Annotated in this window: 16 protein-coding genes and 1 pseudogene; 4 read left to right on the top strand and 13 right to left on the bottom strand. The window is 70.0% G+C overall.

Features of this window, described 5'->3' with window-relative positions:
- Positions 1 to 24: 24 nt before the first annotated feature.
- The 4 genes from NIE79_RS07910 to NIE79_RS07895 form a co-directional block, all read right to left on the bottom strand.
- Positions 25 to 768 (bottom strand): ArsR/SmtB family transcription factor, encoded by a 744-nt coding sequence (locus NIE79_RS07910; RefSeq protein WP_238677917.1) that lies wholly within the window; start codon positions 766 to 768, stop codon positions 25 to 27.
- 96 nt (positions 769 to 864) lie between these two features.
- Complete coding sequence (locus NIE79_RS07905; RefSeq protein ID WP_238677916.1) at positions 865 to 3,210, bottom strand: DUF8189 domain-containing protein; 2,346 nt, start codon at positions 3,208 to 3,210, stop codon at positions 865 to 867.
- A gap of 88 nt (positions 3,211 to 3,298) precedes the next feature.
- Complete coding sequence (locus tag NIE79_RS07900; protein ID WP_238677915.1) at positions 3,299 to 3,691, bottom strand: hypothetical protein; 393 nt, start codon at positions 3,689 to 3,691, stop codon at positions 3,299 to 3,301.
- Between the two features lie 28 nt (positions 3,692 to 3,719).
- Positions 3,720 to 13,637, bottom strand: a complete 9,918-nt coding sequence (locus NIE79_RS07895; protein ID WP_238677914.1) for a LamG-like jellyroll fold domain-containing protein — start codon at positions 13,635 to 13,637, stop codon at positions 3,720 to 3,722.
- Between the two features lie 784 nt (positions 13,638 to 14,421).
- Here NIE79_RS07895 and NIE79_RS07890 point away from each other — a divergent pair.
- Complete coding sequence (locus NIE79_RS07890) at positions 14,422 to 15,120, top strand: UCP032817 domain-containing protein (RefSeq protein WP_238677913.1); 699 nt, start codon at positions 14,422 to 14,424, stop codon at positions 15,118 to 15,120.
- A 41-nt stretch (positions 15,121 to 15,161) separates the two neighbouring features.
- Here NIE79_RS07890 and NIE79_RS07885 read toward each other — a convergent pair whose 3' ends face one another.
- From NIE79_RS07885 to NIE79_RS07875, 3 genes and pseudogenes are all read right to left on the bottom strand, one after another.
- Positions 15,162 to 15,680, bottom strand: coding sequence for a 2'-5' RNA ligase family protein (locus NIE79_RS07885; RefSeq protein ID WP_238677912.1), 519 nt, complete (start codon positions 15,678 to 15,680; stop codon positions 15,162 to 15,164).
- A gap of 118 nt (positions 15,681 to 15,798) precedes the next feature.
- Positions 15,799 to 15,984 (bottom strand): DUF397 domain-containing protein, encoded by a 186-nt coding sequence (locus NIE79_RS07880; protein WP_238677911.1) that lies wholly within the window; start codon positions 15,982 to 15,984, stop codon positions 15,799 to 15,801.
- Positions 15,981 to 16,241: pseudogene (locus NIE79_RS07875) on the bottom strand (Scr1 family TA system antitoxin-like transcriptional regulator); the annotation flags it as partial. The pseudogene NIE79_RS07875 and the gene NIE79_RS07880, both read right to left, overlap by 4 nt.
- A 187-nt stretch (positions 16,242 to 16,428) precedes the next feature.
- Between NIE79_RS07875 and NIE79_RS07870 the strand changes: the two are divergent.
- Positions 16,429 to 16,575: a hypothetical protein gene (locus tag NIE79_RS07870; protein ID WP_238677910.1), complete on the top strand. Its 147-nt coding sequence runs from the start codon at positions 16,429 to 16,431 to the stop codon at positions 16,573 to 16,575.
- A 16-nt stretch (positions 16,576 to 16,591) separates the two neighbouring features.
- On the opposite strand, the gene NIE79_RS07865 is transcribed toward NIE79_RS07870, so the two are convergent.
- Both NIE79_RS07865 and NIE79_RS07860 read right to left on the bottom strand, forming a co-directional pair.
- A complete protein-coding gene (locus tag NIE79_RS07865; RefSeq protein WP_238677909.1) occupies positions 16,592 to 17,197 on the bottom strand; it encodes a response regulator transcription factor in 606 nt (201 codons plus the stop codon).
- Complete coding sequence (locus NIE79_RS07860; RefSeq protein WP_238677908.1) at positions 17,194 to 18,348, bottom strand: sensor histidine kinase; 1,155 nt, start codon at positions 18,346 to 18,348, stop codon at positions 17,194 to 17,196. The genes NIE79_RS07865 and NIE79_RS07860 overlap by 4 nt, the downstream gene beginning before the upstream one ends.
- A gap of 132 nt (positions 18,349 to 18,480) precedes the next feature.
- Here NIE79_RS07860 and NIE79_RS07855 point away from each other — a divergent pair, with 132 nt between their 5' ends.
- Both NIE79_RS07855 and NIE79_RS07850 read left to right on the top strand, forming a co-directional pair.
- Positions 18,481 to 19,380, top strand: a complete 900-nt coding sequence (locus NIE79_RS07855; RefSeq protein ID WP_238677907.1) for a DUF6010 family protein — start codon at positions 18,481 to 18,483, stop codon at positions 19,378 to 19,380.
- Positions 19,381 to 19,639: 259 nt separating this feature from the next.
- The gene (locus NIE79_RS07850) at positions 19,640 to 21,373 is read left to right on the top strand and encodes a DEAD/DEAH box helicase (protein WP_238677906.1); all 1,734 of its coding nucleotides are present in this window, start codon (positions 19,640 to 19,642) and stop codon (positions 21,371 to 21,373) included.
- Between the two features lie 45 nt (positions 21,374 to 21,418).
- Here the strand turns inward: NIE79_RS07850 and NIE79_RS07845 are convergent, their stop codons facing one another.
- From NIE79_RS07845 to NIE79_RS07830, 4 genes are all read right to left on the bottom strand, one after another.
- Positions 21,419 to 21,823 carry a DoxX family protein gene (locus NIE79_RS07845; protein WP_238677905.1) on the bottom strand — a complete coding sequence of 135 codons (405 nt, stop codon included), beginning with the start codon at positions 21,821 to 21,823 and terminating at the stop codon, positions 21,419 to 21,421.
- A gap of 131 nt (positions 21,824 to 21,954) precedes the next feature.
- Positions 21,955 to 24,285: an endopeptidase La gene (gene lon / locus NIE79_RS07840; RefSeq protein WP_238677904.1), complete on the bottom strand. Its 2,331-nt coding sequence runs from the start codon at positions 24,283 to 24,285 to the stop codon at positions 21,955 to 21,957.
- Positions 24,286 to 24,426: 141 nt separating this feature from the next.
- Complete coding sequence (locus tag NIE79_RS07835) at positions 24,427 to 25,296, bottom strand: manganese catalase (protein ID WP_238677903.1); 870 nt, start codon at positions 25,294 to 25,296, stop codon at positions 24,427 to 24,429.
- Between the two features lie 83 nt (positions 25,297 to 25,379).
- Positions 25,380 to 26,114, bottom strand: coding sequence for a sensor histidine kinase (locus tag NIE79_RS07830; protein ID WP_238677902.1), 735 nt, complete (start codon positions 26,112 to 26,114; stop codon positions 25,380 to 25,382).
- Between the last annotated feature and the right edge of the window lie 47 nt (positions 26,115 to 26,161).

Raw genomic sequence — 26,161 nt, 5'->3', positions numbered from 1 at the left:
GAACGATCCCGGCGCGGTCACCCGTCAGGCGCGGCCGCTCGTGGGCGGCGGGGCTGCCGGCGGGTCGAGGGCGTGTTCGGGGATGGCCAGGGCTGCGGCCAGGCCAGGTCGGCCGGTGGGAGTGAGACGGACGGCGCGGCCGGTGCCCTGGCTGATCCAGCCCAGGTCGGTGAAGCGGCGGCAGAGCGCCGCGCCGAGCGCGCCGGCCAGGTGCGGGCGGCGTTCGGTCCAGTCCAGGCAGTCGCGGACCACCGGGCGGCGGGCGGCGCGCAGCACGTCCACGGGTACGCCCAACCCGGCCGCCCAGGCCCACCCGTCGGGTGTGAGGGCCAACCCGCTGGACCGGTCGAGCCGCCGCTCGGCCAGCAGCGCGTCGTACATCAGCACGCCCAGCCGCCCGGCGAGGTGGTCGTAGCAGGTTCGGGCGTACGCCAGGGAGGCGGTGGCGGTCGTCGCGCGCAGCGACCCGGTCGGGGTGGGTGTGGCCGGGGCGTGCCCGGCCAGGTCCTCGATGAGCTGGGCCACGGACGGCCCGGCCAGCCGCAGGTAGCGGTGCCGGCCCTGCCGTTCCTCGACGAGCAGGCCACCGCGGACGAGTCGGGTGAGGTGGTCGCTGGCCGTCGACGGGGCGACACCGGCGCGCCGGGCCAGCTCACCGGCGGTCCACGCCCGCCCGTCGAGCAGCGCCAGGCACATTCCGGCGCGGGTGCCGTCGGCCAGCAGGGCCGCCAGCTCGGCCATCCCCCGACCGTCGGTGCCAACGCTCATCGCCCCAGTCTAGGAAGGCAGGTGGCGCACCGAGAAACAGCGACCCGGGGGCCTCCGTCACGTGGACGAAGACCCCCGGGCTGGTGGTGCCGAGGATCAGGCCGGCGGCGTCGGGATGAGGTGCGCGGCGAAGCTGACCGCCGACGGGCTCACCTTCGCTGCCGCCATCCCGCCCGGAGCGGCGAACCGCCGGTCCAGCGCGATGGTGGTGTTGTTCCGGTTGCGGTAAACCACCACGAAGCCGGTCCCGCCGGAGTTCTGAATCGGCGCGATGGTGGGATCGGTGGCGGCGGTGGCAGCGGTCGGGTCGCCAGGGTTCTCGTACAGGCGCAACCACTCACCCCAGGTGCCCGAGCCCTGCTCAGTCTCGTACACCCGGTACATCTCGTTGTCGGACCCGCGGGCGACAACAGCGATCCGGCCCAACGCCGGGTCGAGGATCGCGGCCGGGGAACCCGCAGCGCTAAACGTGCCCACCGTCTGCCAGGTGGCCGGCCAGGCCCCACCCAGCTCCTGCTTCTTCATGACCAACGAACCATCGGCCGCACGCGCCACCACGGCGGTGCGGTAGCCCTGGTTGAGGAAGGCGGCAGGCACACCGGTCACGTTCCCGCCCAGGTCGACCCACGCGCTGAGGGTGCCGTCGGTGGAGTAGAGGGCGGTCTTGATGGTGCCGGTCATGGTGGTGGCAATCAGCCGGACACCGGCGTCAACCTTTACCAGAGTGACGCCGCCGGTGAGGTCGACGTCACCGAGGCTCTTCCACGACGCACCCGTCCCGGTCTGGCGGTAGTGCCAGAGGCGACCGTCGACATCCACGGCGAAGACCACGCTGGTGCCGTCGGCGAGGGTGACAGTGGCGGGCCGGCCCACCATGGTGCCGCCCAGGTTCCCGGTCGTTGCCCAGGTCGGCGCGTTCGCCGCAGTCTGCGCACCGGTCCACACGGTGCCGGTGGTGTTCAGGGCGCTGATCTGCACCTGCTTGGTGCCGTTCTGCACGGTGAGAGAGGGCTGCCCGGTGAACGCCTCCGCGCCGAACTGGGGGATGTGCTGGACGCTGCTGAAATCGTCCGGATTCTGCTGGTGGACGACCCGCACCTGACCGGTGTTGTCGGTGTGCGCGTAGACGATGACCCCGAGCGAACTGCCGTCGCTCGGCTCCCCCTGCAACGCCGTCGAGCGGGAGAAGGACTCGGTCGGCAGGAACGGAAGCGGGTCGGCGTACCAGCCCTGCAGGTCGACGACGATGTGCACCGCACCGCCGCTGCTGTTCTTGATCCGGACCTTGCCCTCGGTGCCCAGCTTGGTCACCACGAGGCTGGACCGGGCGACGTGCGCGGCGGGGAAGTTCGTCGTCGACGCGGTGTTCTCGACGCCGCCCAGGGGCGTGACGTTGAAGAACCCGTCGACCGTCGAGCCGACCGCGTGCACATTGAGGACGGCTGCGGCGATGCCACGGGTCGGCAGGCCGTTGGTGCCCGCGACCGCGACGTCGACGGTGCCGCCGGAGGGCACCGGATGGGCGCCACTGGGGAAACGGCTGTCGTACAGGGTGGTCGCCGGAACCGGGCGCAGGCCGGCGCCGGTGGTCGGGCTGCCGGTCCAGTAACCCTGGACGGTGATGGCGACATGCACGGCCGAACCGCGATTTTCCAACGTCACGGAGCTGGCACCGGGGTTCAGTTTGACGACCATCCCCAGCGAGGTGGCGCCCTTGGCGTAGTCGATGCCGGTCTCCGCTGTCGCGCTCGACCCGATGGTCATCCAGCCGTTGCCGGTCGCGCCGATCACCACGACGTCCAGCATGACCGCCGTCGCGGAACTGGGCACCAGCCCACCGCCGGAGATGTTGGCGGTACGCGTTCCACGGGTGGGCATGGTGCCTGCGGTGATCCCCTGTCCGGTCCGGCTGTCCACCACCCGGGTGTGGTCCACCGGTACGAAGCCGGAGCCGGTGCTGCCGGTGGCGGTGGTGAAGTAGCCCACCACGTCCACTCTGATGTGGACGTTGCCGCCCGCGTTGCGTACCGCGAGCTTGCCGTTGGTGCCCGGCTTGACCACCGCCGAGTTGCTCATGACCTCACCGACCGAGGCGTTCATGGCCGAGGCCTTCGGGTCCGTCAAGTCCGGGTAGATGGTCAGGAACGTGTTGGCGGTCGGGTAGATCGCTGTCACGTCGACCATCAACGCGCTGACCCCGCTGGCCGGGATACCGCCGATGCCGACAGCGTTGAACGTGGTGACGGACTTGGCACCCCGAACACCGGTGGTGCCGCCGGTGCCGTCCCGGGTGTCCAGGAGGGCGATGCTGTCAATCGGTACGTAGTCACCACCCCTGCCGGCAGCGTCGGCGCTGGCTACTGTCGGCGCACCAGCGATCAGTCCGACAGACAGCACCGCAACGAGTAACGCCGCGAGCGTCTTCTGAGGTAGCAGCAACACTCGGATTCGATGGATCAAAGCTTTCATCCTCATCTCGGATTGAATATGACGACAGCTTCGGCCGCGCGGCCCTGTACTGCGCGATTTGTCAGGCATAAAAAATCTGATCAGGAACCCTTACACCCTCTCGCTCCTGCAGCAACGGTGAAGGTTCAGTCGGCGAGACATCAAACTCAGCCCAATAGACTCGACCGGCCACGACGTAATCGGCGGTCCGTTCGCTAGAGAGCAAATACATTAACGCGCGTGGCCACTGCATGCCCAGGCGCTCTTCTTCGGCCGCCTTCTGCTCAGGAGTTGCCAACCTCAGCTCGAATTGTCGATATGAGTCCGAAACGCAGATCCGCGAAACATCATGGAACACCACGTCTAGGACCTGAAGATTGTCGTCACCCTCGGGATCGCCTATGAGGCCTCGTAGGTGCAGCCGGCTGTGGCTGACCGAAATGGCCCACGGCTGCACTGTCCCCTCAATCTGCAAGGGCAGATCCCCTCGAACAATCCGCTGCCTAGCCAACTTTCCTCCACTCATCAAATCGCCGGTTGAATCGGAAGAAGTCAACCTTGTCCATAATCCCCGCGGCGTCGACCTGAAGCAACTCCCACTGCGTGTGCAGTCGTTGGGATTCTGGAGTGGCCCGCGCCCTCGCTAGCGCCTTGGCGGCGCCTCCGTTGGCTCCTGGCAGGCGGTCGAGCATAAAGGAGATTTGCCCCTCCCCGCGCGAGGTTCGACCAATCGCGCCAATCACCTCGTTGCGCCAGTTGGCGTCTGTCGCACCCAACAGATTGCGCGCGCCCAGTTGATCGGTGAAGTCGGTAAGCCGGCCACGCATGCCGAGAGCCACGTGGTCGAGAGGGCCGATAAAGTCACCGCAATTGTGAACGAGAAGGTCGGCACCCTCGGCGGCCACATGATATGTGTGAATCTCGTCGATCGTCAGGTTGTGAACTACCTGGCGCTCAATCCACTTCCGGACGGCAACTACGGAGGCGGGACGATGGTCAGCGGTCTCAAATACGTAGCCGACCTCCAATTCGCCTGCCGTCACCCAGCGGCCCATCGACGCAACCCAGAACGGGTGACCCTCGGTGGCGGTAACCTTCCCCGTCGCGCCGTCCTTCGTCCCACCGGTTCCGACGGTGATCTCAACCAACTTCTTGTTGCCGGCACCCACGATCAGCGCCGTCACCGCCCGTTGCTCGGTACGCCCGGTCGTGGGGTCGGTCGCGAGCACCCTGTCGCCGACCCGCACCTGGTCGATGCGCTTGTGGCTACCGTCCGCCATCAGCACCCGGGTCTCGCCGGCGAAGCTGTTACTGGCGCACTTGCCGAGCAGGCCTCGACCGATGCTGCGGGCCTCGCCCATGCCCGCGTTGAGCGCCTTGCTGCCGGCCGACCGGAGCCCGCCGCCCAGCCCACGAATGCCCGCGCCCAGCGCCTGGCCGCCCATGGAGCCGACCGCACCTCCACCGGCACCGAACAGGCCACCCATGGCGGTGGTGCCGGCGAGGTCCCAGCCGCGCTTGCCGTCCATGTAGCCGGTGACCGCCGAGCCGACCGCCCCGGCGAGCGCCCCGCAGGCCACCGCCCCAACACCGGTCCAGCCGATGGCCGCACCGCAGCCCAGGCCGACGACCGCACCGACAGCGAAGCCGACGATCTCCGCGGAGTGCTCGTCAACGAACTGGGTCGTCTTGTCCCAGATCTTGTCGGCAGTCTCGACCAACGGCGCCAGCCGCTGCGTCGCCGCCAAGAGCAGGTTTTCTTGGAACTTCTTCGGGTCCTTGATGGCCGTTGTGACGAGCGCAACGACGCCTGCCGGTGCCTTGAACCCGGTCGACACCACCTCCTTCAGTTTCAGCAATGGCTTGGCGAGGGCCTGGACCACCGGCAGCTTGGTGAACTGGACGGCCTTCTTGATGGCGCTCTTCGCGGCGGCGGTAACCGCGACCTTGGCCCGATATATCTGTTGGGCTACCACCCTCGCCTGTTGCTTCGCCCAGTCCTTGGCGCGGCCAATCTGGTCACCGGCGTATTTGAGCGCGTTGCCGATGTACTTGATGGCGCCCTTCGCCTTGTTGATGACCAGGTTCGCGGCGCTGGAGATGAGATTTCCCACCACCCTGACGGCGGATTTGGCGAAGTCCCAGGTAGCGGCGGCCCAACTCTTGGTCGTGTTCCACGCCGCCACGCCCCAGCCGGAGACGGTGCTGACGGCACTGGAGGCGACATTCTTCACGAAGTTCCCGGCGCGCTTCATCCAGCGCGGCAGGTGCCCGTCCGGGTCGTCGAAGTCCAGCGGGGCGCCAGCACCGTAGGTGTAGCGGTTGGCCAGGATCGAGTCGCCGGTGGTGTAGTCGAGGCTGTCCCGTGAGGTGAACGTGCCAGTGCCGGGCTGGTACCAGCGGGCGCCCATGTCGACCTGCCCGGTGGCCGGGTCGGTCCAGTCCCCCTGGAAGCCCAACCGCCCGGTGCTGCCGGTGCTGGTCGCCTTCTTGCCGAACGGGTCGTACGCGGTGGAGTCGTTCAGGGTGGACAGTTGCGTGTCGGCCGGGTTGATGGCCGCCACCACGTCGCCGTGAGCGTCGGTCAGCGACAGCCGCTTGTCGGCGCCCTGGACGGTGGCGAGCAGCTCGTCGCTCGGGCCGCGGCCGTAGTACTCGTACCCGTCGTGCACCACCTCGTCGCCCAGACCGGCGTAGACGAAGGAGTTCCCGGTGCGCGACGCCACCCGGTCCAGGCCGTCGTAGGTGTAGGTCTGGTCCTGCGCCCCGGTGAGCCGGTCGAAGGCGTCGAACGAGAACTGCTCGGCCAGGCCCGAGCTGGTGCGGGTCCGCAACGTGCCCCGCGCGGTGTACGCGTAGGTGTAGTCGCCGTCGGAGAGCAACCGGTTGCGCTCGTCGAAGGTCGCGCTCTTGGAGCCGGCGCGGATCCGGTTGCCGCTGGCGTCCCAGGCGTACGTGACGGTCCCGGCCGGGCTGGTCCAGGAGATCAGCCTGCCGGCCTTGTCGTAGTCGTAGGTGTTGTTGCCGGCCCCGGCGGTGCCGGTGGTGTTCTTGCTGGTGAGGTGGCCGTTGAGGTCGAAGCCGTAGGCGACCGAGGCAACCGTCTGACCACCCGCGTTGCGCAGCACATCGCTGGCGATCCGGCCGTAGTCGTCGTACCCGAAGGTGCGGACGCGGCCGGCGCCGTAGTCGACGGTCTTGACGTCTCCGGCGGCGTCGTAGCCCAGCTTCTGCTGCTGGCCGGTGACGCTGTCGGTGAGCGTGTCGAGGCGACCCTTGAGGTAGCCGAAGGTGGCCGTGCCGGTCAGGTCGGTGCGGCTGGTCACCTGGCCGTCGTCGTTGTAGTCAAAGCTCGCCGTGCCGGACGGGCCTGCGGTGGACAGCAGCCCACCCCTGTCGTTCCAGTTGTACGTGTTACTGCCGCCGGGGGCGTTGACGCTTGTCAACCGTCCGCCCTGGTCGTAGTCCAGGGTTCGGGTCGCGGTCGGGGTGTCACCCCCGGAACCGGTCTCCACTGTCAGTCGGCCGGCCGCGTCGAACGTCCGCGTGCGGCTCACCCCACCCGGGGCGCTGAGTCGCACCGCGTTGCCGTCGGCGTCGTACGCGGCGGTCCAGGTGCGGTCCGCGGCGGCCGGGTGGCTCGCCGTGGACGGCTCGATCGCCGACTCCGGCAGACCCAGCGTGTTGTAGGTGTAGATGGTGGAGTTGTTGCGGCCGTCGGTGTAGCGGGTCCGGTTACCGGCCGCGTCGTACCCGAAGGTGGTGGTGATCGGGTCGGCGTTGGTTGGCTCGACCTGCTTGACGAGCTGGTCCGCCGCGTCGTACTCGTAGGTGGTGACGGTGTTGTAGGGGTCCTTCGACGAGGTCATGTTGCCGGCCACGTCGTAGCCGTAGCTCTGGGTACGCAGGACCGTGCCGTCGGCCTCCAGGTTCATGGTGCTGACCCGGTTGCCGAACTGGTCGTACCCGATCCGGGTGGTGCGGCCGAGGCCGTCGGAGACCCGGACCTGGCGGCCGGCGAAGTCGTACCCGAAGATCGTGGCCTCGCCGGTCGGGGCGGTGCTGCGGGTGATATCGCCGGCCCCGTTGAAGGTGTTGACAGTGGTCGCCCCGGTCGGGGACGACGACGAGGTCAGGTTGCCCGCGTCGTCGTAGGCGAGCTTGCTGACCAGGTTGCGGGTGGTCGGCCGGCGCTCGACGACGGTCTGGGTGACCTGCCGGTCGAGGTCGTCGTAGGTCGACTCGACCCGGGCGCCGGTCGGGCCGGTGACCGAGAGGACCTCACCGGTGCGGGTGTAGGTGTAGCGGGTGAGCGCACGGTCGGCGTTGGTCTTCGACGGTTCGTCCCGGACGCTCAGCCGGTTGAGCTGGTCGTACGTGTAGCTGGTGGTGCCCGCCGGATCGGTCTCCTCCAGCACGTTGCCCACTGCGTCGTAGCGGCGCTTGTGCTCCGGGGTGACCGTCTGGGACACCCCGGGAGCCTGGTAGGTCGGCGCGAGGCTACGCACCACCCGCCCGAGCTTGTCGTACTCGGAGGTGGAGACCCGCCCGAGCGGGTCCTTGACCGCGATCTGCTCATTGAAGGTGTTGTAGCCGACCGAGCTGCTCGGGTTGGTGGGTACGGCCGCGGTGCCGTCGCTCTCGGCCAGCACGGTCGGGCCGCTCTGCCCGATCTGGCGGCCGAGTTCGTCGTAGCGGAAAGTGCTGGTGTACTTCGCCTTGTCCGCGCCGGAGACGTTGCCACGCGGGTCGGTGACCGAGGTGCGCAGGCCGCGCCTGTCGTACGTGTAACTGGTCACCCGGGTGCTGCTGCCGGCGGTGACCTTCTCAGTGAGCACGTTGCCCGCGTCATCGTAGGTGTAGTCGACGACCTCGGAGGTGGCCAGCACCTCCCAGTTCAGGTTCGACGGGTTACCGGTGCGGACGACCTGCTTGACGTTGCCGTTGTAGTCGTAGGTGAAGCTGTTGGTGCGCCGCACCCCGCTCGGGTCGAGCACGGCGCTCTCCACCTTGCCGGACTTGTCCGGCTTGTGGTCGGTGATCTGGGTGCCGTTGGCGCCGACCTTGCGGGTCACGTTGCCGGCGCCGTCGTAGGTGTTCTCCTCCACGACGTAGTCCCGCTTGGAGCCGTCGGGGTTGCGGAAGTCCTTGAGGGTGATCTTCTGGAGCAGGTCGTCGCGGTAGTACTGATACTCCAGTCGCCGGCCCATGGCGTCGGTGTCGCTGGCCAGCCTCCCGGCGAAGTCGTACGAGTAGGAGTGCAGGACCAGGTAGTCGCCGGTGCCCGTGCCGGGGGTGCCGGCCGGGTCGCTGCGCCAGTCCCGCAGCCGCACCTCGGCCACCTTGTTCTGTGCGGTGTACGCCCAGTCGTAGCGGTTGCCGTTGGCGTCGGTCATTGTCGTCTTGTTGCCGAACCGGTCGTAGCCGTAGCTGGTCTCGTTGCCCTCGGGGTCGACGACCCGGACCGGTCGGCCCTCGTCGTCGTACTCGCTGCTGGTGACCCGCTCGGGGTCACCGCCGAGCAGGTCGGAGACGGTGACCTTGGTGGGGTTGCCGTCGGCGTCGTACTCGTTGACGGTCCGGCTCTGGTGCTGCTTGCCGGTGACGGCGTCGGTGGTGACCGGACCGGTGACGGTGGCGACCCGCGAGTGCCCGTCGTAGGTGATCGTGGTGGTGACGCCCGCGGGATAGGTGTCGGAGATGACCTTCTCGGTGATCCGCCGACCGAGCGCGTCGTAGGTGTACTCGGTCACCAGCCCGGACGGCTCGGTCACCTTGTGCAGGTCACCGTTGGCGTAGTACGCGTTGGTGGTGGCCCTGGCCTGCGCGTTGGTGATGCTGCTGGCCAGCATCCCGGGCGGGATGATGCCGTTGATGCCGACTTCGCCGCCGGTGGTGTAGGCGTGGGTGACCGCGCTGCCGTCGGGGTTGGTCTGGATCCGGAGTTGTCCGGTGGGGTGATAGGTGAAGGTGGTCCGGTAGTTGTTGTCGGTCGGTCCGGTCGAGCGGCCGTCGCGCTGCTCGACGGCCAGGTCGATGAGCGGGTTGAGCGGGTCCGTGATGGTGGTCGAGTAGGTGTAGTAGTTCGTGAAGCACTGCGTGGGCGTACGGCAGCTCTTGCGGGTGGCGAGACGCCCCCGGCTGTCGTAGGTCATCTCGACCGTGTCGCCGTTTTCGTTGGTGACCTTGCTCTGCTGGCCGTCCTCGTTGTAGGAGAACGAGCGGATGGCCATGCCCTCCAACGGGTGGCGCACGAAGACCGGTCCACCGGAATTGCCGGGGATCACCGTGCAGAAGGCCGGGTCGTTCGGGTCGGGCTGGGTGCAGACCTCGGTCGGCGGTGGGCTCGGCGGCGGGCTGGTCTGCCCTGGCCGGTCCTCCTCCCGGGTCTCCAGTCCGAGCGGGGTGCCGGAGCGCAGCAGACGACCGGCGAGCGCGTCGTACTCGTACAGGTAGGGGCGGTTGGCCGGGTCGAGGACCTGGACGCTGCGCCGTAGATCCGTGTCGCCGCCGTAGACGGTGGGCTGGCCCACCTTCCAGGTGCCGCCGTTGTCGTCGGTGTACTCCTTGACCCGGTCGGTGGCCGTGTCGTACTCGACCTCGGTGGCGACCCGGCCGCTGGGCAGGGTGACCCGGGTCAGCTGCTGGGCGGCCGGCTTCGCGTACCGGAAGTGCGCCTTGGCCGTGTCCGGGCCGATCGGGTGGGAGTAGACGGCGACCTCGTCGATGGTGCCGGCGAAGTAGCGCTGTGCGGTGCTGCCCCAGCCCGACCATGACCCGGGCGTGGTCGCCGAGGCGAGACCGACCTGATTGAAGGTCAGCAGCGAGTGCTCGATCGGCTGCCCGGTCTGCCCGGGCGGGTTGGTGACCTTCTCACCGTCGAGGTACATGGTCTGGGTGTTGGCCATCGCGGACAGCACCACGTGGTGCCACTTGTTGTCGTTCACGGTGCTGGCCGAGGTGATCGGGTCGATCGTGCCGTTGGCGAACTGGCCGCGCAGCTTGCCGTCGGTGCCGGTGTAGAGCAGTGGCGCACCGCTGGTGGCGGCGGTGCCGACGGCCTTGTCCTGGTACCCGATGAGCGGGCCACCGGTCTGGGTCAGGCCGATCTTGAACCACAGCTCGACGGAGACGTCGCGGCTCTTCTTCACCAGCCCCTTGGGCAGTTCCAGGTACGCCGAGGTGCCGTTGAAGGCGGCGGCGGTGCCGTTGGTGCCCTCCACCACACCGGGCTGGCCCAGCGTGACGTTGTTGCGGTAGGTGCCGGCGTCCTTGCCCAGGTTGATCGCCACGTCGCTGGCCGCGCCGGTGCCCTCGGCCTCGCCGAGGTGGTAGTACGAGTCGGGCTTGGCGTCGAGAACTGCGGTGCGGTAGTGCGAACCGGCCGCGTAGGCGTAGTTGGTGCAGGCGGACTCCGGGCCGCAGACAGTGGTCAGCAGGTCACCGTTGTAGGTGTAGTTCCAGGTCAGTCTCGCGCCGTTGACCTGGTCGGTGCTGACCGTGGCGATGTGGTTGCCGTTCCACGTGAAGATCAGCGACCGACCGGCCGTGTTGCTCTGGCTGTTGGAGACCTGGGCTTTGGCGAACTTGCCGGTCATCGGGTCGAGGAACAGATTCACCGCGCGCCCGGAGATGTCGCTGATCTTCTGGAGCTTGTAGAGCAGCGAGAACTGGTACGTGCTACCGGAGCGGTCGACCAGCTTCCAGTTGCTGCTGTCGACGCTGAGTTTCGCGACCCGGCCCGGCGGCGGGGCGTACGTGCCGTCGGGGTTCTTGCCGAACCGCACCTCTTGGCCGTCCGGGTAGCGGACCACCATGTTGCCGGTGCCGTCGTTGTCGGGGACCAGCGTCATGTCGTACCGGCTCGACCAGCCGGCGCCGAAGACGCCGGACGTGCGGGGGTCGAGGCTGTTGTAGGTGCGGACCAGGTTCAGCTCCGGCCCGACGGTCACCACGGTGGCGTCCACCGCGGAGGTGGCGAAGTTACCGGTCTGCGCGTCGAACTCGCGGCCCTGCTCGGCGTTGGGTGAGGTGGCGATCCGGGACAGCAGGTCCGGTTGTGGCACCGACGTGAGCATTGTGGAGTACGGCGAGATGACCTCGTTGGCGCTGTCCTTGACGAAGGACCGCCACAGGTAGCTCTTGCCCCAGACCATTCGGCCTGCGGGCACCACCCAGGACTGCTTGGCCTGGTAGCCGGAGTTGGTGCAGTTGGTCGCCGCACCGGCGTCGGTGCGGTCGCAGATCTCGAACTTGAACGACAGGGTGGCGCCGGGTGCGGCGTCGGTGTCCACGGCCCGGGCCCAGAGCAGCGGGGTGAGCGTCGGTGCCTGGTAGCCGTTTTCCGGGTAGAGCTCCTGCACGACCGGCGGCACGTCGAACACCTGGAGCACGATCCGACCGGGTGGCACCTGGTGGTCGGTGAAGACCGCTCCACCGGTACGCACCATTGTGAAGTCGAGGAAGTAGTTGCCGGGCTCCAACCGCTTGACTGTCGCGTCGAGGGTGACCTTCGCGCCCCGGGCCAGCGTGGTGGGCAGGTTCGCCGCCCGCTGCTGGGTCACCGCGGCGCCGGTCTGCGCGTTGTAGACCCGGTAGGCGAGGTAGTAGTTGGCCGGCGTCCAGGCCTCGGCACCGAGGTTGGTGACTGTCACCTTCACCTTGCCGTCCTGGTTACGCAGGACGGGCGGCTCCGGGGTGGGCTTCGGGATCGCGTACCCGGCGTTGTACGGGCTGTGCGTGACGTAGAGCGCCGGGGGGTTCGCCGTGCCGGTACCGGCGAACTTCTTCCGGGCGGACGTGTCGGTAGTCGACGCACGCAGCGAGAGACCGTTGTTGGCCTGCTGGCCGTTGGCCCACCGCTGCACCAGGTTACGGCCGGCGACACCGAGGTCGAACATCTCACCGGCCGCCGGGCAGGCGGACTGGGACTGACCGAGGGCAACGTACCCGTGGGCGAACGAGCGGCTGACCAGCGAGCCACCCACCGACGGGCCCGGGTACGAGTAGCCGGCGCCGGCCGACCACGACCCGGTGACCGGGTGGACGGTGACCGCGCGCGCCTTGCAGGAGCCCGCGTCGAAGTTGACAGCGGAGAGCGCCGCGCCGTAGACGGTGTGGTTCTGGAGTCGGCTCATGAGGTTGCCGAACTTGAGGTAGGCCGCGGCGTTGAACTCGCCGCCGCAGCTGCCGCCGGGGCACGCCGACGAGGGGAAGCGCCCGACGAGCAGCTCGCCGCTACCGGAGGTGGAGCTGCCGCCGTGCACGGACATGCTGCTGTCGGCGTTGACCGCGTCGACCGGTGGGCCGACGGTCGGGTCGACCTCGACCGGGTACCGCCGGGCCGGGTCGGCCAACCAGGCCCGGTCGGGAGTGACCTTCAGCGCCGTCTGCCCACCCGTGGTGACCAGCTCGTAGGCGACCTTGGTGGAGGTGGCGGGACCGGCCTTGCCGGAGCCGGCGTCCACCATGTAACCCGGCGGGATCACCCCGCGCTGACGACCGGCCCGGTCACTGAGGATGATCTGGCCGTCGACCAGCTTCGCGGTGAGGTTACGCAGGCTCAGCGGGAACACGTACGAGGTGGGCGCCTTGGCCGAGTGCAGGACCAGCGTTTCCTTCAGGCCACCGGCTCGGGGCTCCAGGCGCAGGTCGACGTCGGGGCGTACGCCGGGGTAGGTGACGGCGTTGCCGTCCACCCGGCCTGGCGCGTTGGTCGCCTCGGCCAGACCGAAGCCGAACTCGGTGTCACCGTCGAAGCTCAGCCGGGCCACCTGGCTCGCGGCGCCGTTCCCGGCGAGGCGCAGCCCGACCGAGTCCGCGGTGGTCCCCCACCCGTCGGCGGCGGGCACCAGGGTGTGGTCGATGGGCGCCCAGGTGCCGTCCGGCTTGCGGTAGTTGATGGGGGCGGAGGAGAACTCGGTGGTCTGGGTGCCGTCGGCGTTGTCGAAGACGCGCTGATCGACACCGCGCTCGGCAGGTCGTTCCCGACTGGTGCGCTTGTCGAAGCCCTTGGTGTCGTCGACGGGTGCGGTGGCCACCGACGCCTTGTTGCGTCCGGGGGCAGGCTTGTCGGCGAGCTTGTGCGGTGGGTACTGCCCGCGTAGCGACTTCGGGAGGTCACGGTTGGGTCGTCCGGACGTGACGTGCGCCTTGCCCGCCGCCGAGCCCCATGCCTGCTTCGGCTTCGCGCCGCCACCCCGCCCGGTGGAGGCGACACCGTCGCGGTCCCGGGCGCCGCCCGTCGGCAGCGCGGTCACCCCGCTGCCGCCCAGGTTGAGCATCAGCACGCCGGCCAGGGCCGCCGCCAGGACGGACCGGGTGGTGCCGGAGCCGAACACCGAGCGTTGCCGGAGTAGCCGACCACGCAGATCGGTCAGCCGACCACGCGGGTCGGGCAGACGCCGAATGCTGAAGGACATGGTTGGTCACCCCTGGATCGAGGACGGGCTGAGGAGGAGACAGGCATGCGTGGGCCGCGAGACCTGCGAAGGCCCCACGAAGCCGGGTGTGGGACCGCCGTTACCCCTTCACGGGCACGGCGGTACGGCGTCGACCTATCGGTCGACGAAGATCTCAGGAGATACGAGGAGGCAGCTCGGGTGGACGGAATTCACGCCCGAACGGGTCGCCCAACAACACAAATATCGCCTCGGCACGGCAAAATGCCGCCAGGTCAGCGGTCACAGCTTCACACCCCCGTGTGCTGCTACTCATCGATATGCCGCTGTAGGTTGCAGCACCGCCAATCGGCTGTCAAGCCGCGTCAGCCATGGACGTGCGGATCAGCGCTGCGACCTGGGACGATTACTTTCCGTCAAGACACAGGGCGTTTGATGGCTTAGGTCCGTTTGCTGCTCGCTCCGAACTACCCCAGCTGTCCATCGTGGACGCCACCGGATTCCCACGAACCGGGCCGAACCTCCGCCCGTCGACCGCCCTCGGGCAGGCAATCCACGGCGGAGCATGACGACCGAATCCATGGCGAATTAATGCACGCGACGAACACTGTCCGCAGTTTGTGGACCAGCCCGGAACCGCGATCATTTAGATTCATGGCGACCAATTTGTGCGTCCTTCATGGCGGTTACGCGAACGGGACGATCCACATCGGCTTGCCTACTGCTCTACTCTGAAGGAGCCGCGGCGCCACTTCGGCAAGTCGAGGCCTTAGCGCCTGCACCCCGGGCGGATAGAAGCAACCGCATGATCTGGACGAAGTTCAGAAGCGACCGCACCCCTCACCGACTCCGCGCCGTGTCCGACCTGCACTTTCCGGCCAGCGGGCGTGAGCACCTACGAAATCGGTACCCCCACCTCAGCGACGGCGACATCGTTCTCGTCGAAACCGCGACCCGGCAGTGGTTCCGGATCATCGCCCGCCAGCCCAACGCGAAGCTGTCCATGCCCTCGGTGGTCGTGGACGATCTGTGGCAGGAACTGACCCTGCATGCACGGGACTACGCCACGTTCTGCGACACCGCGTTCGGGCGCCCCCCGCACCCCAAGCCAAGGTCCGCGACAGGCGGCGACACGACCGACGACAATCGACGGTCCCTGCTGCTCACCACGCTGAGCCACGGCCGCCGGGACGAGGGTTGCGGTCCGAACGGCCTTCCGCTGCTGTTCCGGGTGGACCAGGAACTGCACATCCCCGATGGCAACCGCTACCTGGCCGACTGCGGAGGCCGAGGCGAATGCTTCCCGGTTTCCGGCCGGGTCTGCCTGCAACACCTCGCAGGGCCGGGCAAGCGGCCCAAACCACCCGGCATTCGCGGCGATCTGCCCTTCAACGACGGCCGTCACGGCTACGCCGGCGGTGCAGGCGGCGGTGGTGCCGGTGGCGGCGAGTTCAGCGGCGGGGTCGATGGCGGAGGCGGCGACGGCGGTGGGGGCGGCAACTGAGGCCCGGCCCGGCCACCTGTCCCGCACCTGAGGCGCTGACCCTAGCGGAGCCGGGTCAGCGCGGTCACCGACCGGTCCGTGCCGTCGTAGCTGCGCGCGGCGTCGAAGTCGCCCGTCGGGCGCTGCCCACCGGCGACGGCACGAGCCAACCGAAGGTCCGCGTTGCGGAACCGAAGGGCCAGGCTCAGGTGCGGCACCCAGGCGTCGGGCGCATGCCACGGGCGGTGTCCGTCGGCCTCGGCGAGAACGTCCCAGACGGCTGCGTGCAGCGCGGTGAGCGCCGGAGTGGGTCGGACGAGCCACACCAGTGGGGCGCTGCCGTCGAGGACGACGACCCGGTCGAGCGTCACCGGCACCGGCAGCGCAGCGTCGAACAGCTCGGCCAGGTGGTGCTCGACCCCCGGCGGGAACTCGTCGACGGCGGCGAGGGTGAGGTGCGGCCGGTTGGTCGGGTGGATGTTGCGGGCCAGGCTGGGCAAACCGGCGGCGGCCAGACGGCCCCAGACCGCCCGGACCGCGACCTCCAAGCCGGGCGAGCAGACCAGTTCTACCGTACGCACGCAGACACGTTAGCCCGGCAGTCCATGTCACCCTCACGGATCGCGACCGAGCCATACCTTCAGGCCGGGGTTCGGTCGGCGCAATGCCCTTGGCCGAGGGCCTGTCGCTGGAGTTGGGTCAGTGTTGGGCTCGGGCGAAGGCGACGAAGCCCCGCCACGCCTCCGGCTGGAAGGTCAACGTCCCGCGGTCACGATCCTTCGTGTCACGAACCAGGACGACGCCCGGCAGGTTGTCGGCGACCTCCACACACGACCCACCGTTGTTGCCGCTCTTGGTGCTCTTGCGCCACTGCGCGCCGGTCACGTCCATGATGATGCCGCTTCCCTGAGCAGGTCTAGGGACTGTCCGCGAGAGAGAGCTTCGCCGCGAATGCGTTCCCATCGTCGGTCAAGGGTAACAATTTCTGTCTGCTGCTCAGTTATTTGTGCCTGCGCCTGACCGTCGATGTGTGCCACGCGCCCACCGCCCTCCAGCTCGGCGACGATGAACGGCCCGCCCAAGCCCGAGTACATCCCCACTGTCGCTGGCACCACGTAGACATGCACCGACGGAAGTTGCGCGGGAACTGTTCGTCCTCCGCGAAGGTCTGCGTTGGCTGCCAACGGCCGGGCCGGGTCACCCTCCGGCTCCGGGTGCCCGGAAGGCGGCGACGCCCCGGTGAGGCGTCGCCGCGTGCCCCACCTTGCGACCCGTCCCACTTGGCGGTGCCAATCGTGCGGGATCGCCTGGCCGTGTTCCGCGGCGAAGTTGCGCCTCCTCGCCGACTACCGCGACGACCGCTCGGCCCTGCTGGACCATCTGGCGGCCCTACGGGACGAGGCCGCTGTCCAGCTCGGCGACGAGCCGGCGGTCAACCTCGGCGACCGGTTCGTCACCTGGGCACAATTCCGATAGCCACCCGGCACGACGGTCAGAGCCAGCCGTTGTCCCGGGCGGTGCGCACCGCCTCGGCCCGGTCGGCGGCGCCGAGCTTCTGCACGGCGGCGGAGAGGTGGTTGCGGACGGTTCCGGTGGACAGGTGAACCCGACGGGCGATCACCGCGACCGGGGCACCAACCTCCACCAGCCGTAGCGTCTCCAACTCCCGAGGGGTCAGCGGGCACGGGGGCAGGGTCAACGCGTCGGCGGCAAGCGTTGGGTCGACGTAACGACCTCCGGCGTGCACCCGGCGGATCACGTCGGCGAGCGCCCCACCCGGCGAGCCCTTGGGCAGGAACCCCCGGGCGCCGGCGGTCAACGCCTGGCGCAGGTGCCCGGGACGACCGTGCCCGGTCAGCACGACCACCGCGCAGTCGGGTCGGACCCGGGTCAGCTCGGCGGCTACCGCGATGCCGTCCAGGCCGGGCATCTCCAGGTCCACCACTGCCACGTCCGGGCGGTGCGCCAGTGCCGCGGTGACTGCTGTCTTCCCATCGGCGGCATGTGCCACCACCTCGATGTCCGGTTCCAGGCCGAGGAGCGCGGCGACGGCGACCCGGATCAGGTCCTCGTCGTCGGCGAGCAGAACGCGGATCACGACGGCGCCGGCACTGTGGCTTCGAGGGTGAAGATCGCGTCCTCCCGGTGTACCCGCAACTCGCCCCCGGCGGCGGCGAGCCTGTCGGCCAGCCCGCGCAGGCCGTGGCTGTGTGCGTCCGGGCCACTGTCGTCGGCGCCGTCGTTGGCCACCGTCATCCTGGCCACGTCATCCTTCCGATCGATGCGGATCCGGCACCAGTCGGCCCGGCTGTGCCGCAACACGTTGGTGCTCGCCTCGCGCAGCACGGCCGCCAGCTCGACGGCGGCGGGCTGCGGCAGGTCCGCAGGCAGCGGCAGGACCGTGCAGCGCACACCGCAGGAGCGCAGCACACCCACCACCGCGGCGAGCTGTTCGTCGAGGTCGACGGCCCGATAGCCGTGCACGGTCTCCCGTACCTCGCTCAGCGCGGAGGCGGCCAACCGTTGCACCTCGGCGGCTTCGCGCCCGGCCCGTTCCGGGTCGACCGGGGCGAGTCGGGCGGCGAGTTCGGCCTTCAACGCGATCACCGTGAGGCTGTGCCCCAGCACGTCGTGCACGTCGCGGGCGAAGCGCAGCCGCTCCTCGACGGCGGCCAGCCGCGCCAGGGCGGCCTGGCCCTGCCGCGCCTCCACGAGCAGGTCCCAGAACCAGACCTGGAACCCGTTGACGGCGGCCACGGCCACGCCGATCCCACCTGTCACGGCGAGGTGGCGCGGAACGGAACCGCCGGTCCACCAGGCCACCGCGACCGCCACCGCCAGGACGCCGACCGCGACCGCCAGCGCGGCTCGCCAGCGCACCAGCAGCGGCGTCATGCCGATCAACGCCGCACCGAGCCAGGCCCAGGTCGGCCACCTGCCGGCCGCCACCGGGCCCACCAGCGGCACGGTCAGCACCGCCACCCCGACCAGGCTCAGCTCGGCCCGACGCCGCCAGCGCGGGTCGAGCCACGGCGTCACGGCCGCGTACAGGACGACCGTCTGGGCGATCACGAAGGCGAGGATGCCGACCGCGCCGAGCGTCACCCGGCTCGGGTCGTGCTCGCGGGTCAGGCCGACCGCCGGCAGCAGGACACTCGCCCAGACGCCGGTGGCCAGTGACACCAGCGTCGCCTGCCGGGCGCGGTGCAACCGGCGGTCCGCCCGGGGAGTCACCGCCTCGCTCGCCACGCCCCGATCCTAGGGCCGTCCCGCGCACGCTCCACCCCTGCGAACTGTCACGGTCGGACCGTGCGGTCCGCACGGTTTTCCGGTGACAGGCGGGTCTGCCCGCCACGCCGGGCACACCGGCAGGGTCAAAGCATGGAAAAGACACGGATGTACGCGGACACCAGCATCGTCGTACCGTCAGCCGGGTCGTTGCCCGGCGACCAGCCGGCACCCACGGACGCGGTGTCGGTCGGCGGCACACGGCGTCTGCTGTGGCATCTCGCCGAGATGGCGCTGGCGATGGTCGCCGGGATGCTGCTGCTCGGGCCCCTGTGGGGCACGGCGGGCGTCGCACTGGGGCTCACCGGGACGTTGGGCCGCCCGGATGTCGCGGCACTGGTGATGGCGACGAACATGACCGTCGGGATGACAGTGTGGATGCGCTACCGGGCGCACCACTGGCGTGGGGTCGTCGAGATGGCGGCCGCGATGTACGTGCCGTTCCTGCTGCTGCTCGTCCCGTGGTGGGCCGGCCTGCTGGACGCCGACGCCCTGATGCTCGGCGGCCATCTGCTGATGGTGCCGGCCATGGTGCTGGTGGCGGTGCGCCATCGGCACGAGACGCCGGTGCCGGTGCGCCGGCATCCGGCCGTGGTGGCGCTCGCCCGCCGCTGGCCGACCGGGCTGGCGGTGCTGTTGACCGTGGAGCTGTGGGTCGATCCGACTGTGCTCAACCCGTGGACGATGCTGGTGCTGCCCGGCGGATACCTGCTGATCGGCGTGGTTCGCCGGACCCTGCGCGGGCCGGGGGTGCTCGCGACCCAGCTGGTCGGCCTGGTCGTCTGGGTCGCCGTGACGCTTGTCGCCGTGGCGGTCGGGGGGCAGACGGCCGCGTGGCTGGTGGCGCTCGGGTGGCTGGTGCACGCCGGCTGGGACCTGGTCCACCACCGCACCGGCCGCGTGGTGCCACATGGGTACGCCGAATTCTGCGGAGTGCTCGACGCGATACTCGGGGGCATCATGATCGTGGCGATCCTGACCGGCCCCCTCTGACCACGCCGGTCCGCCCGACCCGCGCAAGCCGTCTCGACCTCGCCGATCTTGCACTTTCTGCTGGGACTTGTGCCGCAAATGGCGACAAAAAGGCGACAGGAAGTGCAAGATCGTCGGGGGCAACCCGCTTCCTCCGCGACGTCCGAGGCAGCGGTTTCCCCGAACCCGCCCGGATCTCGCGCATGCCTGGCACGGCGCTTGTCGCGCTCTTGTGGCGGTCGCCGCAACGGCCCGGACGGCGTGATGAAAGGCTTGGCACATGAGTTCCGCACCTGCACAGCACGACGCACCGATCGACGCCACCCCCGACGGCACCGACGAGGTGAGCGCCTTCACCGAGCTCGGGCTCCGCGCCGAGCTGCTGGGCGCCCTCGCCGCCCTCGGGTACGAGGAGCCGACCCCCATCCAGCGGGAGGCTATCCCACCGCTGCTGGAGGGTCGGGACCTGCTGGGTCAGGCGGCCACCGGCACCGGCAAGACGGCTGCGTTCGCGCTGCCACTGCTGAACCTCATGGCGGCACACCGCCAGGGCGGCGACCCGGTGGCCCTGGTGCTGGTGCCGACCCGGGAGCTGGCGGTGCAGGTCTCCGAGGCGTTCCACCGCTACGGCAAGGACCTGGGTGCGCGGGTGCTGCCGATCTACGGTGGGCAGCCGATCGGGCGGCAGCTGCGGGCACTGGACAGCGGTGTCGACGTGGTGGTGGCCACCCCGGGGCGGGCCCTCGATCACATCGCCCGGGGCACCCTGCGCCTCGGTGGGCTGACCACGGTGGTGCTCGACGAGGCCGACGAGATGCTCGACATGGGCTTCGCCGAGGACATCGAGGCGATCCTGGAGCACGCTCCGGCGCAGCGTCAGACTGTGCTCTTCTCGGCCACCATGCCGTCGCGCATCGACGGGATGGCCCGCCAGCACCTGCGGGAACCGGTGCGGATCGAGATCGGCCGCGAGCAGACGGTCGCGGGTGAGGCGCCCCGGGTGCGGCAGAGCGCGTACATCGTGACCCGGGCGCACAAGCCGGCCGCGCTGGGTCGGGTGTTGGACGTGGAGTCCCCGACCGCGGCGATCGTGTTCTGCCGCAGCCGGGAAGAGGTCGACCGGTTGACCGAGACCATGAACGGTCGGGGCTACCGCTCCGAGGCGCTGCACGGCGGCATGAGCCAGGAGCAGCGCGACCGGGTCATGGGCCGGCTGCGGGCGGGCACCGCCGACCTGCTGGTGGCCACCGACGTGGCGGCCCGCGGGCTGGACGTCGAGCAGCTGACGCACGTCGTCAACTACGACGTGCCGTCCGCCCCCGAGTCGTACGTGCACCGGATCGGTCGGGTGGGTCGGGCTGGCCGCGAGGGTGTGGCGATCACCCTCGCCGAGCCGCGTGAGCACCGGATGCTCAAGACCATCGAGCGGGTGACCGGCCAGCGGATCACCATCGACAAGATCCCCACCGTGGCCGACATGCGGACCCGGCGGCTGGAGCTGACCCAGGCGGCCCTGCGCGAGAGCCTGCTGGAGGACGACCTCGACCCGTTCCGGGTGATCGTGGAGACCCTGACCGACGAGTTCGACCTGATGGAGGTCGCCCTCGCCGCCGTGAAGCTGGCCCACGAGGTGACGTCGCCGGGCTCCGACGACGAGGAGGAGATCCCGCAGGTTCCGGTCCGTGGGCCGCGCGAGGGTCGGCCGGAGACCGGCGGCCGTGGCGGCGACCGGCGGGGCGGGGGCCGGCCGCGCTCCGGCGGCGGCAACACCGTCCAGGTCTTCGTCGGCCTGGGTCGACGCGCCGGGGTACGCCCGCAGGATCTGGTCGGCGCGATCACCGGGGAGACCGGCATCCGCGGCCGGGACATCGGCTCGATCGAGATCGCCGACCGGTTCTCCCTGGTCGAGGTGCCGCAGGGGGTGGCCGACGAGGTCATCTCCGGGCTGCGGCAGAGCACGATCAAGGGCCGCAAGGCCACCGTCCGCCGGGACCGCGGCGGCGACGAGCGCTGAGCACGCCGTCGGCGACCGCCGGAGTACGGCGGTCGCCGACGCGGATCAGAGGGCGTACGGGCCGAAACGACCCCAGGCCACCACGGCGGCGAGGACGAGCAGCACCGCGCAGGTGATCGCGCCCTGGATCTCGGTGCGACGCCCCTGCTGGGTGGTCTGCTGCTTGCGGTCACGCAGGTGCACCAGGATGCCGCCGATCATGACGATGACCAGCCCGACGGCGGCGAGCGGGGTGAGCACTGTGCCGATGCCGGTGAGGGCGGGCAGAACGAGCCCGGCGGCGGCCAGCAACTCGACAGCGCCCAGCGACTTGACCTGTGACGGCGGAACCGGGTCCACCCACCGCATCACGTCGCGCAGCTTCTCCTTGGGCTGGCTCAGCTTGGCCAGCCCGACGCCGGCGAAGATGGCGGCGAGCAGGATCTGAATGATCCAGAGCACCACGTTCACGGGGGTTCCTCCAGGGGCCCGCCTCGCGGCGGAGAGGTGGTTGACGGTGCAGACGAGACAGTAGACCTCCCCCCACGTACCGAAAGGGCCCCCGCCGTCGCAAGACGGCGGGGGCCCGGACGGTCGGAGCGTCAGACCGCGAAGAGCGCCGGACCGTCCAGCGTCTTCACGTCGGCCGGGCGCAGCGCCAGGGCGAGCACGTCGGCCACGTCGGCCAGGGTGTGCACTGTCAACGCCTCGCGCACCTCGGCCGGCAGGTCGTCCAGGTCGGGCTCGTTGCGGGCCGGGATGATGACCTCGGTGAGGCCGGCCCGGTGCGCGGCGAGCAGCTTCTGCTTCACCCCACCGATCGGCAGCACCCGACCGGAGAGCGTCACCTCACCGGTCATCCCGAACTCGGGGCGGACCGGGCGACCGGTGACCAGCGACGCCAGGGCCGTGACCATGGTGATGCCGGCGCTCGGACCGTCCTTGGGCACCGCGCCCGCCGGGAAGTGGACGTGGATCCGGCGTCCCGCCAGGGCGTTCGGGTCGATGCCGAACCGCCGCCCGTTGGAGCGCAGGTAGGAGAGCGCGATCTGCGCCGACTCCTTCATCACGTCACCGAGCTGGCCGGTCAGGGTCAGCCCCGGCTCGCCCTCCATGCTGGTCGCCTCGATGAAGAGCACGTCCCCACCGGCGCCCGTGACGGCCAGACCGGTGGCCACGCCGGGCACGGCGGTGCGCTCGGCCGATTCCGGGGTGAACTTCGGCCGACCCAGGTAGCCGGCGAGGTTGTCGGTGCCCACGCGTGCCGGCGTCGGGTCCGTCGCCAGCGTCACCGCCACCTTGCGCAGGATCTTGGCCAGGGCCCGCTCGAGCTGCCGGACGCCGGCCTCGCGGGTGTACTCCCCCGCGATCAGCGCGAGAGCCTCGTCGGCGACGCTGACCTCGTCGACGGTCAGCCCGGCCCGCTCCCGCTGCCGGGGCAGCAGGTGGTCGCGGGCGATGGCGACCTTCTCGTCCTCGGTGTACCCGTCCAGGGTGACCAGCTCCATCCGGTCCAGCAGGGGGCCGGGGATGGACTCCACCACGTTGGCGGTGGCCAGGAAGAGCACGTCGGACAGGTCGAGGTCGACCTCCAGGTAGTGGTCCCGGAAGGTGTGGTTCTGGGCCGGGTCGAGCACCTCCAGCAGGGCGGCGGCCGGGTCACCGGCATAGCCGGCGGCCAGCTTGTCCACCTCGTCGAGGAGCACGACCGGGTTCATCGAACCGGCCTCGCGCAACGCGCGGACGATCCGACCGGGCAGCGCCCCCACGTAGGTGCGCCGGTGCCCGCGGATCTCCGCCTCGTCGCGGACGCCGCCGAGCGAGACCCGGACGAAGTTACGCCCGAGCGCCCGCGCCACGGACTCGCCGAGGCTGGTCTTGCCCACCCCGGGAGGACCGGCGAGGGCGAGCACCGCGCCGGAGCCGCGACCGCCGACCACACCGAGGTTGCGCTCGGCACGCCGGTTGCGCACCGCCAGGTACTCCAGGATGCGGTCCTTCACGTCGGCCAGGCCGGCGTGGTCGGCGTCGAGCACCGCCCGGGCCGCGGCCAGGTCGGTGTTGTCCTCGGTACGCGTGCCCCACGGCATCTCGAGCACGGTGTCCAACCAGGTACGGATCCAGCCCGCCTCCGGGGAGGCGTCGCTGGCCCGCTCCAGCTTGCCGACCTCGCGCATGGCCGCCTCGCGCACCTTGTCCGGCAGCTCGGCGGACTCGACCCGGGACCGGTAGTCGGCGGAGCCGTCCGGCTCGTCCTCGCCCAGCTCCTTGCGGATCGCGGCCAGCTGCTGGCGCAGCAGGAACTCGCGCTGGGACTTCTCCAGCCCCTCGCGGACGTCACTGTTGATCTGCTCGGTGACCTCCTGCTCGGCCAGGTAGTCCTTCACCCAGCCGACCAGCAGCTCCAGCCGGGCGGTGACGTCCGGCGCGGCGAGCAGCTCGTTCTTCTGCTCCAGCGTCAGCCAGGGCGCGTAACCGGCCGAGTCGGCCAGCTCGGAGAGGTCGGTCATCCGCTCCACAGCGTCGATGACCTGCCAGGCGCCCCGCTGCTGGAGCACGGAGGTCACCAGGGCGCGGTACTCGCGGGCGAGTTCCCGGGCCCGACCGGCGTAGGCGGGCTCGTCGAGTTCGGTCGCCTCGACCCAGAGGGCGGCGCCGGGGCCGGGCACGCCGGAGCCGATCCGGGCCCGGGAGAGGCCACGGATGACGGCGGCGGGCTCACCCTCGGGCAGCCGGCCGACCTTCTCGATGGTGGCGACCACGCCGACCGGTCCGTACTCGCCGTCGATGCGCGGCACGGCCAGCAGCTTGCGGTCGCCGGTCGCTCGCGCCGCGTCGATCGCGGCCTGGGTTGTCGGGTCGAGGGTCACCGGGATGACCATGCCGGGCAGTAGTACGGCGTCGGTCAGGGGAAGTACCGGAAGAGTTGCCATCGAACACCTGCCATCGCGTTGAGTTGAGCGTGTCTGGCTCAAGTAACAAAGCGTTCCCCTTGTTCCGCTCTGTGACCCAGACCACTCTCCCGGTCGGTCCGTCGGGTCGCCCGGTACCGGCGGGCGACCCGACGAGACACGTCAGGTGAGCTTGCTCTTCACCGTGTTCACCACCGAGCCGGCCACCCCGGGGTTGGTGCCGTACAACCGAGGATCACCCGGAGGCAGCACCGGTTCCGGTGCGTTCGCGCGCGGGTTGTCGTCGTACCGGAACTCGCCCTTGCCGTCCGGCGAGGGTCCGGACGCCCAGCGCCCCTGGGCGGCGTCGGTGCCCGAGGAGAAACCCAGGTAGGTGTAGCTGTACTCCGCGGTGAGCTCACCCGAGTCCGGGAACGCCTCCGGCACCGGCATCTCCTCCAGCCCGTCCTCCTTGAGCTGCTCGATCGCCGCCAGCCACATGTTCTGGTGCATCGTGTCGCGGGCCAGCAGGAAGCGCAGCATCTGCTTGACGCCCGGGTCGTCGGTCATGTGGAACAACCGGGCGACCTGGAGCCGACCCTGCGCCTCGGCGGTGACGTTGAGCTGGAAATCCGCCAACAGGTTGCCGCTGGCGGTGATGAACGCGCCATTCCAGGGCACCCCGTTGGAGTCGGTGGGCAGGGCCCCACCACCGCCGTGGATGAAGTGCGCCGGGTTCTCGCCGGCGTAGGTCGCGGCGCCTCCGGGGTCCTCCGCGATCCCCTCGGTCAGCGACAGCGGCGCGTTGTCCAACAGCCGGGTGATCATCGTGACGATCATCTCGACGTGGCCCATCTCCTCCGTGCCGACGTCGAGCAGCAGGTCCTTGTACTTGCCGGGCAGCCGGCAGTTCCAACCCTGGAAGAGATACTGGTTGGCGACTGTCATCTCGCCCCACTTGCCGCCCAACACCTCCTGCAGACGGCGGGCGAACGCCGCGTCGGGGCCGTCCGGCTTGGCTTCGAACTGCAGATCCTTGACGTGGCTGAACATCCAACCTCCTCGGTACCGGAAACAGGTAGCGAGGCGATTCCCGCCCGGCTGACCCGGGCGGGCCAACCGGTGTCCCGCCCGGGTCAGCGCACCGGGACGGGAGCCATCGGCAGCAGCACCTCCAGCGCCACTCCACGGGGCCGTAGCCGGTGCGCCCGCACCGCTCCCCCGTCCGCCGCGACGAGCTGTCGCGCGATCCACAGGCCCAGACCGGACATCCCGACGGCCGGCGCCGGACGTCGCAGCGCGACCAGCAGGGCCTCGTCGACCCGACCCTCGTCGGTCACCAGGATGCTCAGGCTGGGGCCGCGCACTGTGGCGTACAGCCCGACCTGTCCGTCCGGCGGCCCGTGCCGCAACGCGTTCTGCACCAGGTTGACCAGTACCTGTCGGGTTCGTCCAGCCGGCACCGGACAGGAGGCCGCCCCCCGGGTGGCCCGCGCCCGCCGACGGCCGACCGGCACCAACGCGGCGGCCTCCCGCAGGATGCCCGACAGCGCCACGGCCGGCTCCGGTTGCGGAGCCGGCATCAGTACGCCGGTGCCGGCGGTCGCGTCGCGCAGCAGGTTCTGGAGGTGGGCGGCCTGGTCGCGGGCCAGTTCACTGAGCGCCCGCCGGTCGTCCCCGGTCAGCTCGCGGCGCTCGTCGGCCAGCGCGCGGGTCAGCGAGGTCAGGGTGCTGATCGGCGTCCGGAACTCGTGGCACAACACCCGCAGCAGCAACTCCGAATCGGCCGCCGGCGGTCGCCTCTCGCCCGGTGTCGGCTCAATGGGACGCAACCCTCGCAGCAGGTCCCGCAAACCGTGCCGTACGCGCATCCACCCGACTCCTCTCGTTCGGTGCGAACCCGCATGATCGGTACCCG

It is taken from the genome of Micromonospora trifolii, assembly GCF_022229005.1.
GTDB lineage: Bacteria > Actinomycetota > Actinomycetes > Mycobacteriales > Micromonosporaceae > Micromonospora > Micromonospora trifolii.
The sequence above is the reverse complement of the archived record's forward strand: the minus strand, read 5'-3'. Positions and strand labels throughout refer to the sequence as shown.

Excerpts from the sequence above, each read along its gene's own strand:
- NIE79_RS07910 (WP_238677917.1), bottom strand. The coding sequence starts at position 768 with ATGAGCGTTGGCACCGACGGTCGGGGGATGGCCGAGCTGGCGGCCCTG.
- NIE79_RS07895 (WP_238677914.1), bottom strand. The coding sequence starts at position 13,637 with ATGTCCTTCAGCATTCGGCGTCTGCCCGACCCGCGTGGTCGGCTGACC.
- NIE79_RS07890 (WP_238677913.1), top strand. The coding sequence starts at position 14,422 with ATGATCTGGACGAAGTTCAGAAGCGACCGCACCCCTCACCGACTCCGC.
- NIE79_RS07855 (WP_238677907.1), top strand. The coding sequence starts at position 18,481 with ATGGAAAAGACACGGATGTACGCGGACACCAGCATCGTCGTACCGTCA.
- NIE79_RS07850 (WP_238677906.1), top strand. The coding sequence starts at position 19,640 with ATGAGTTCCGCACCTGCACAGCACGACGCACCGATCGACGCCACCCCC.
- lon (WP_238677904.1), bottom strand. The coding sequence starts at position 24,285 with ATGGCAACTCTTCCGGTACTTCCCCTGACCGACGCCGTACTACTGCCC.
- NIE79_RS07835 (WP_238677903.1), bottom strand. The coding sequence starts at position 25,296 with ATGTTCAGCCACGTCAAGGATCTGCAGTTCGAAGCCAAGCCGGACGGC.
- NIE79_RS07830 (WP_238677902.1), bottom strand. The coding sequence starts at position 26,114 with ATGCGCGTACGGCACGGTTTGCGGGACCTGCTGCGAGGGTTGCGTCCC.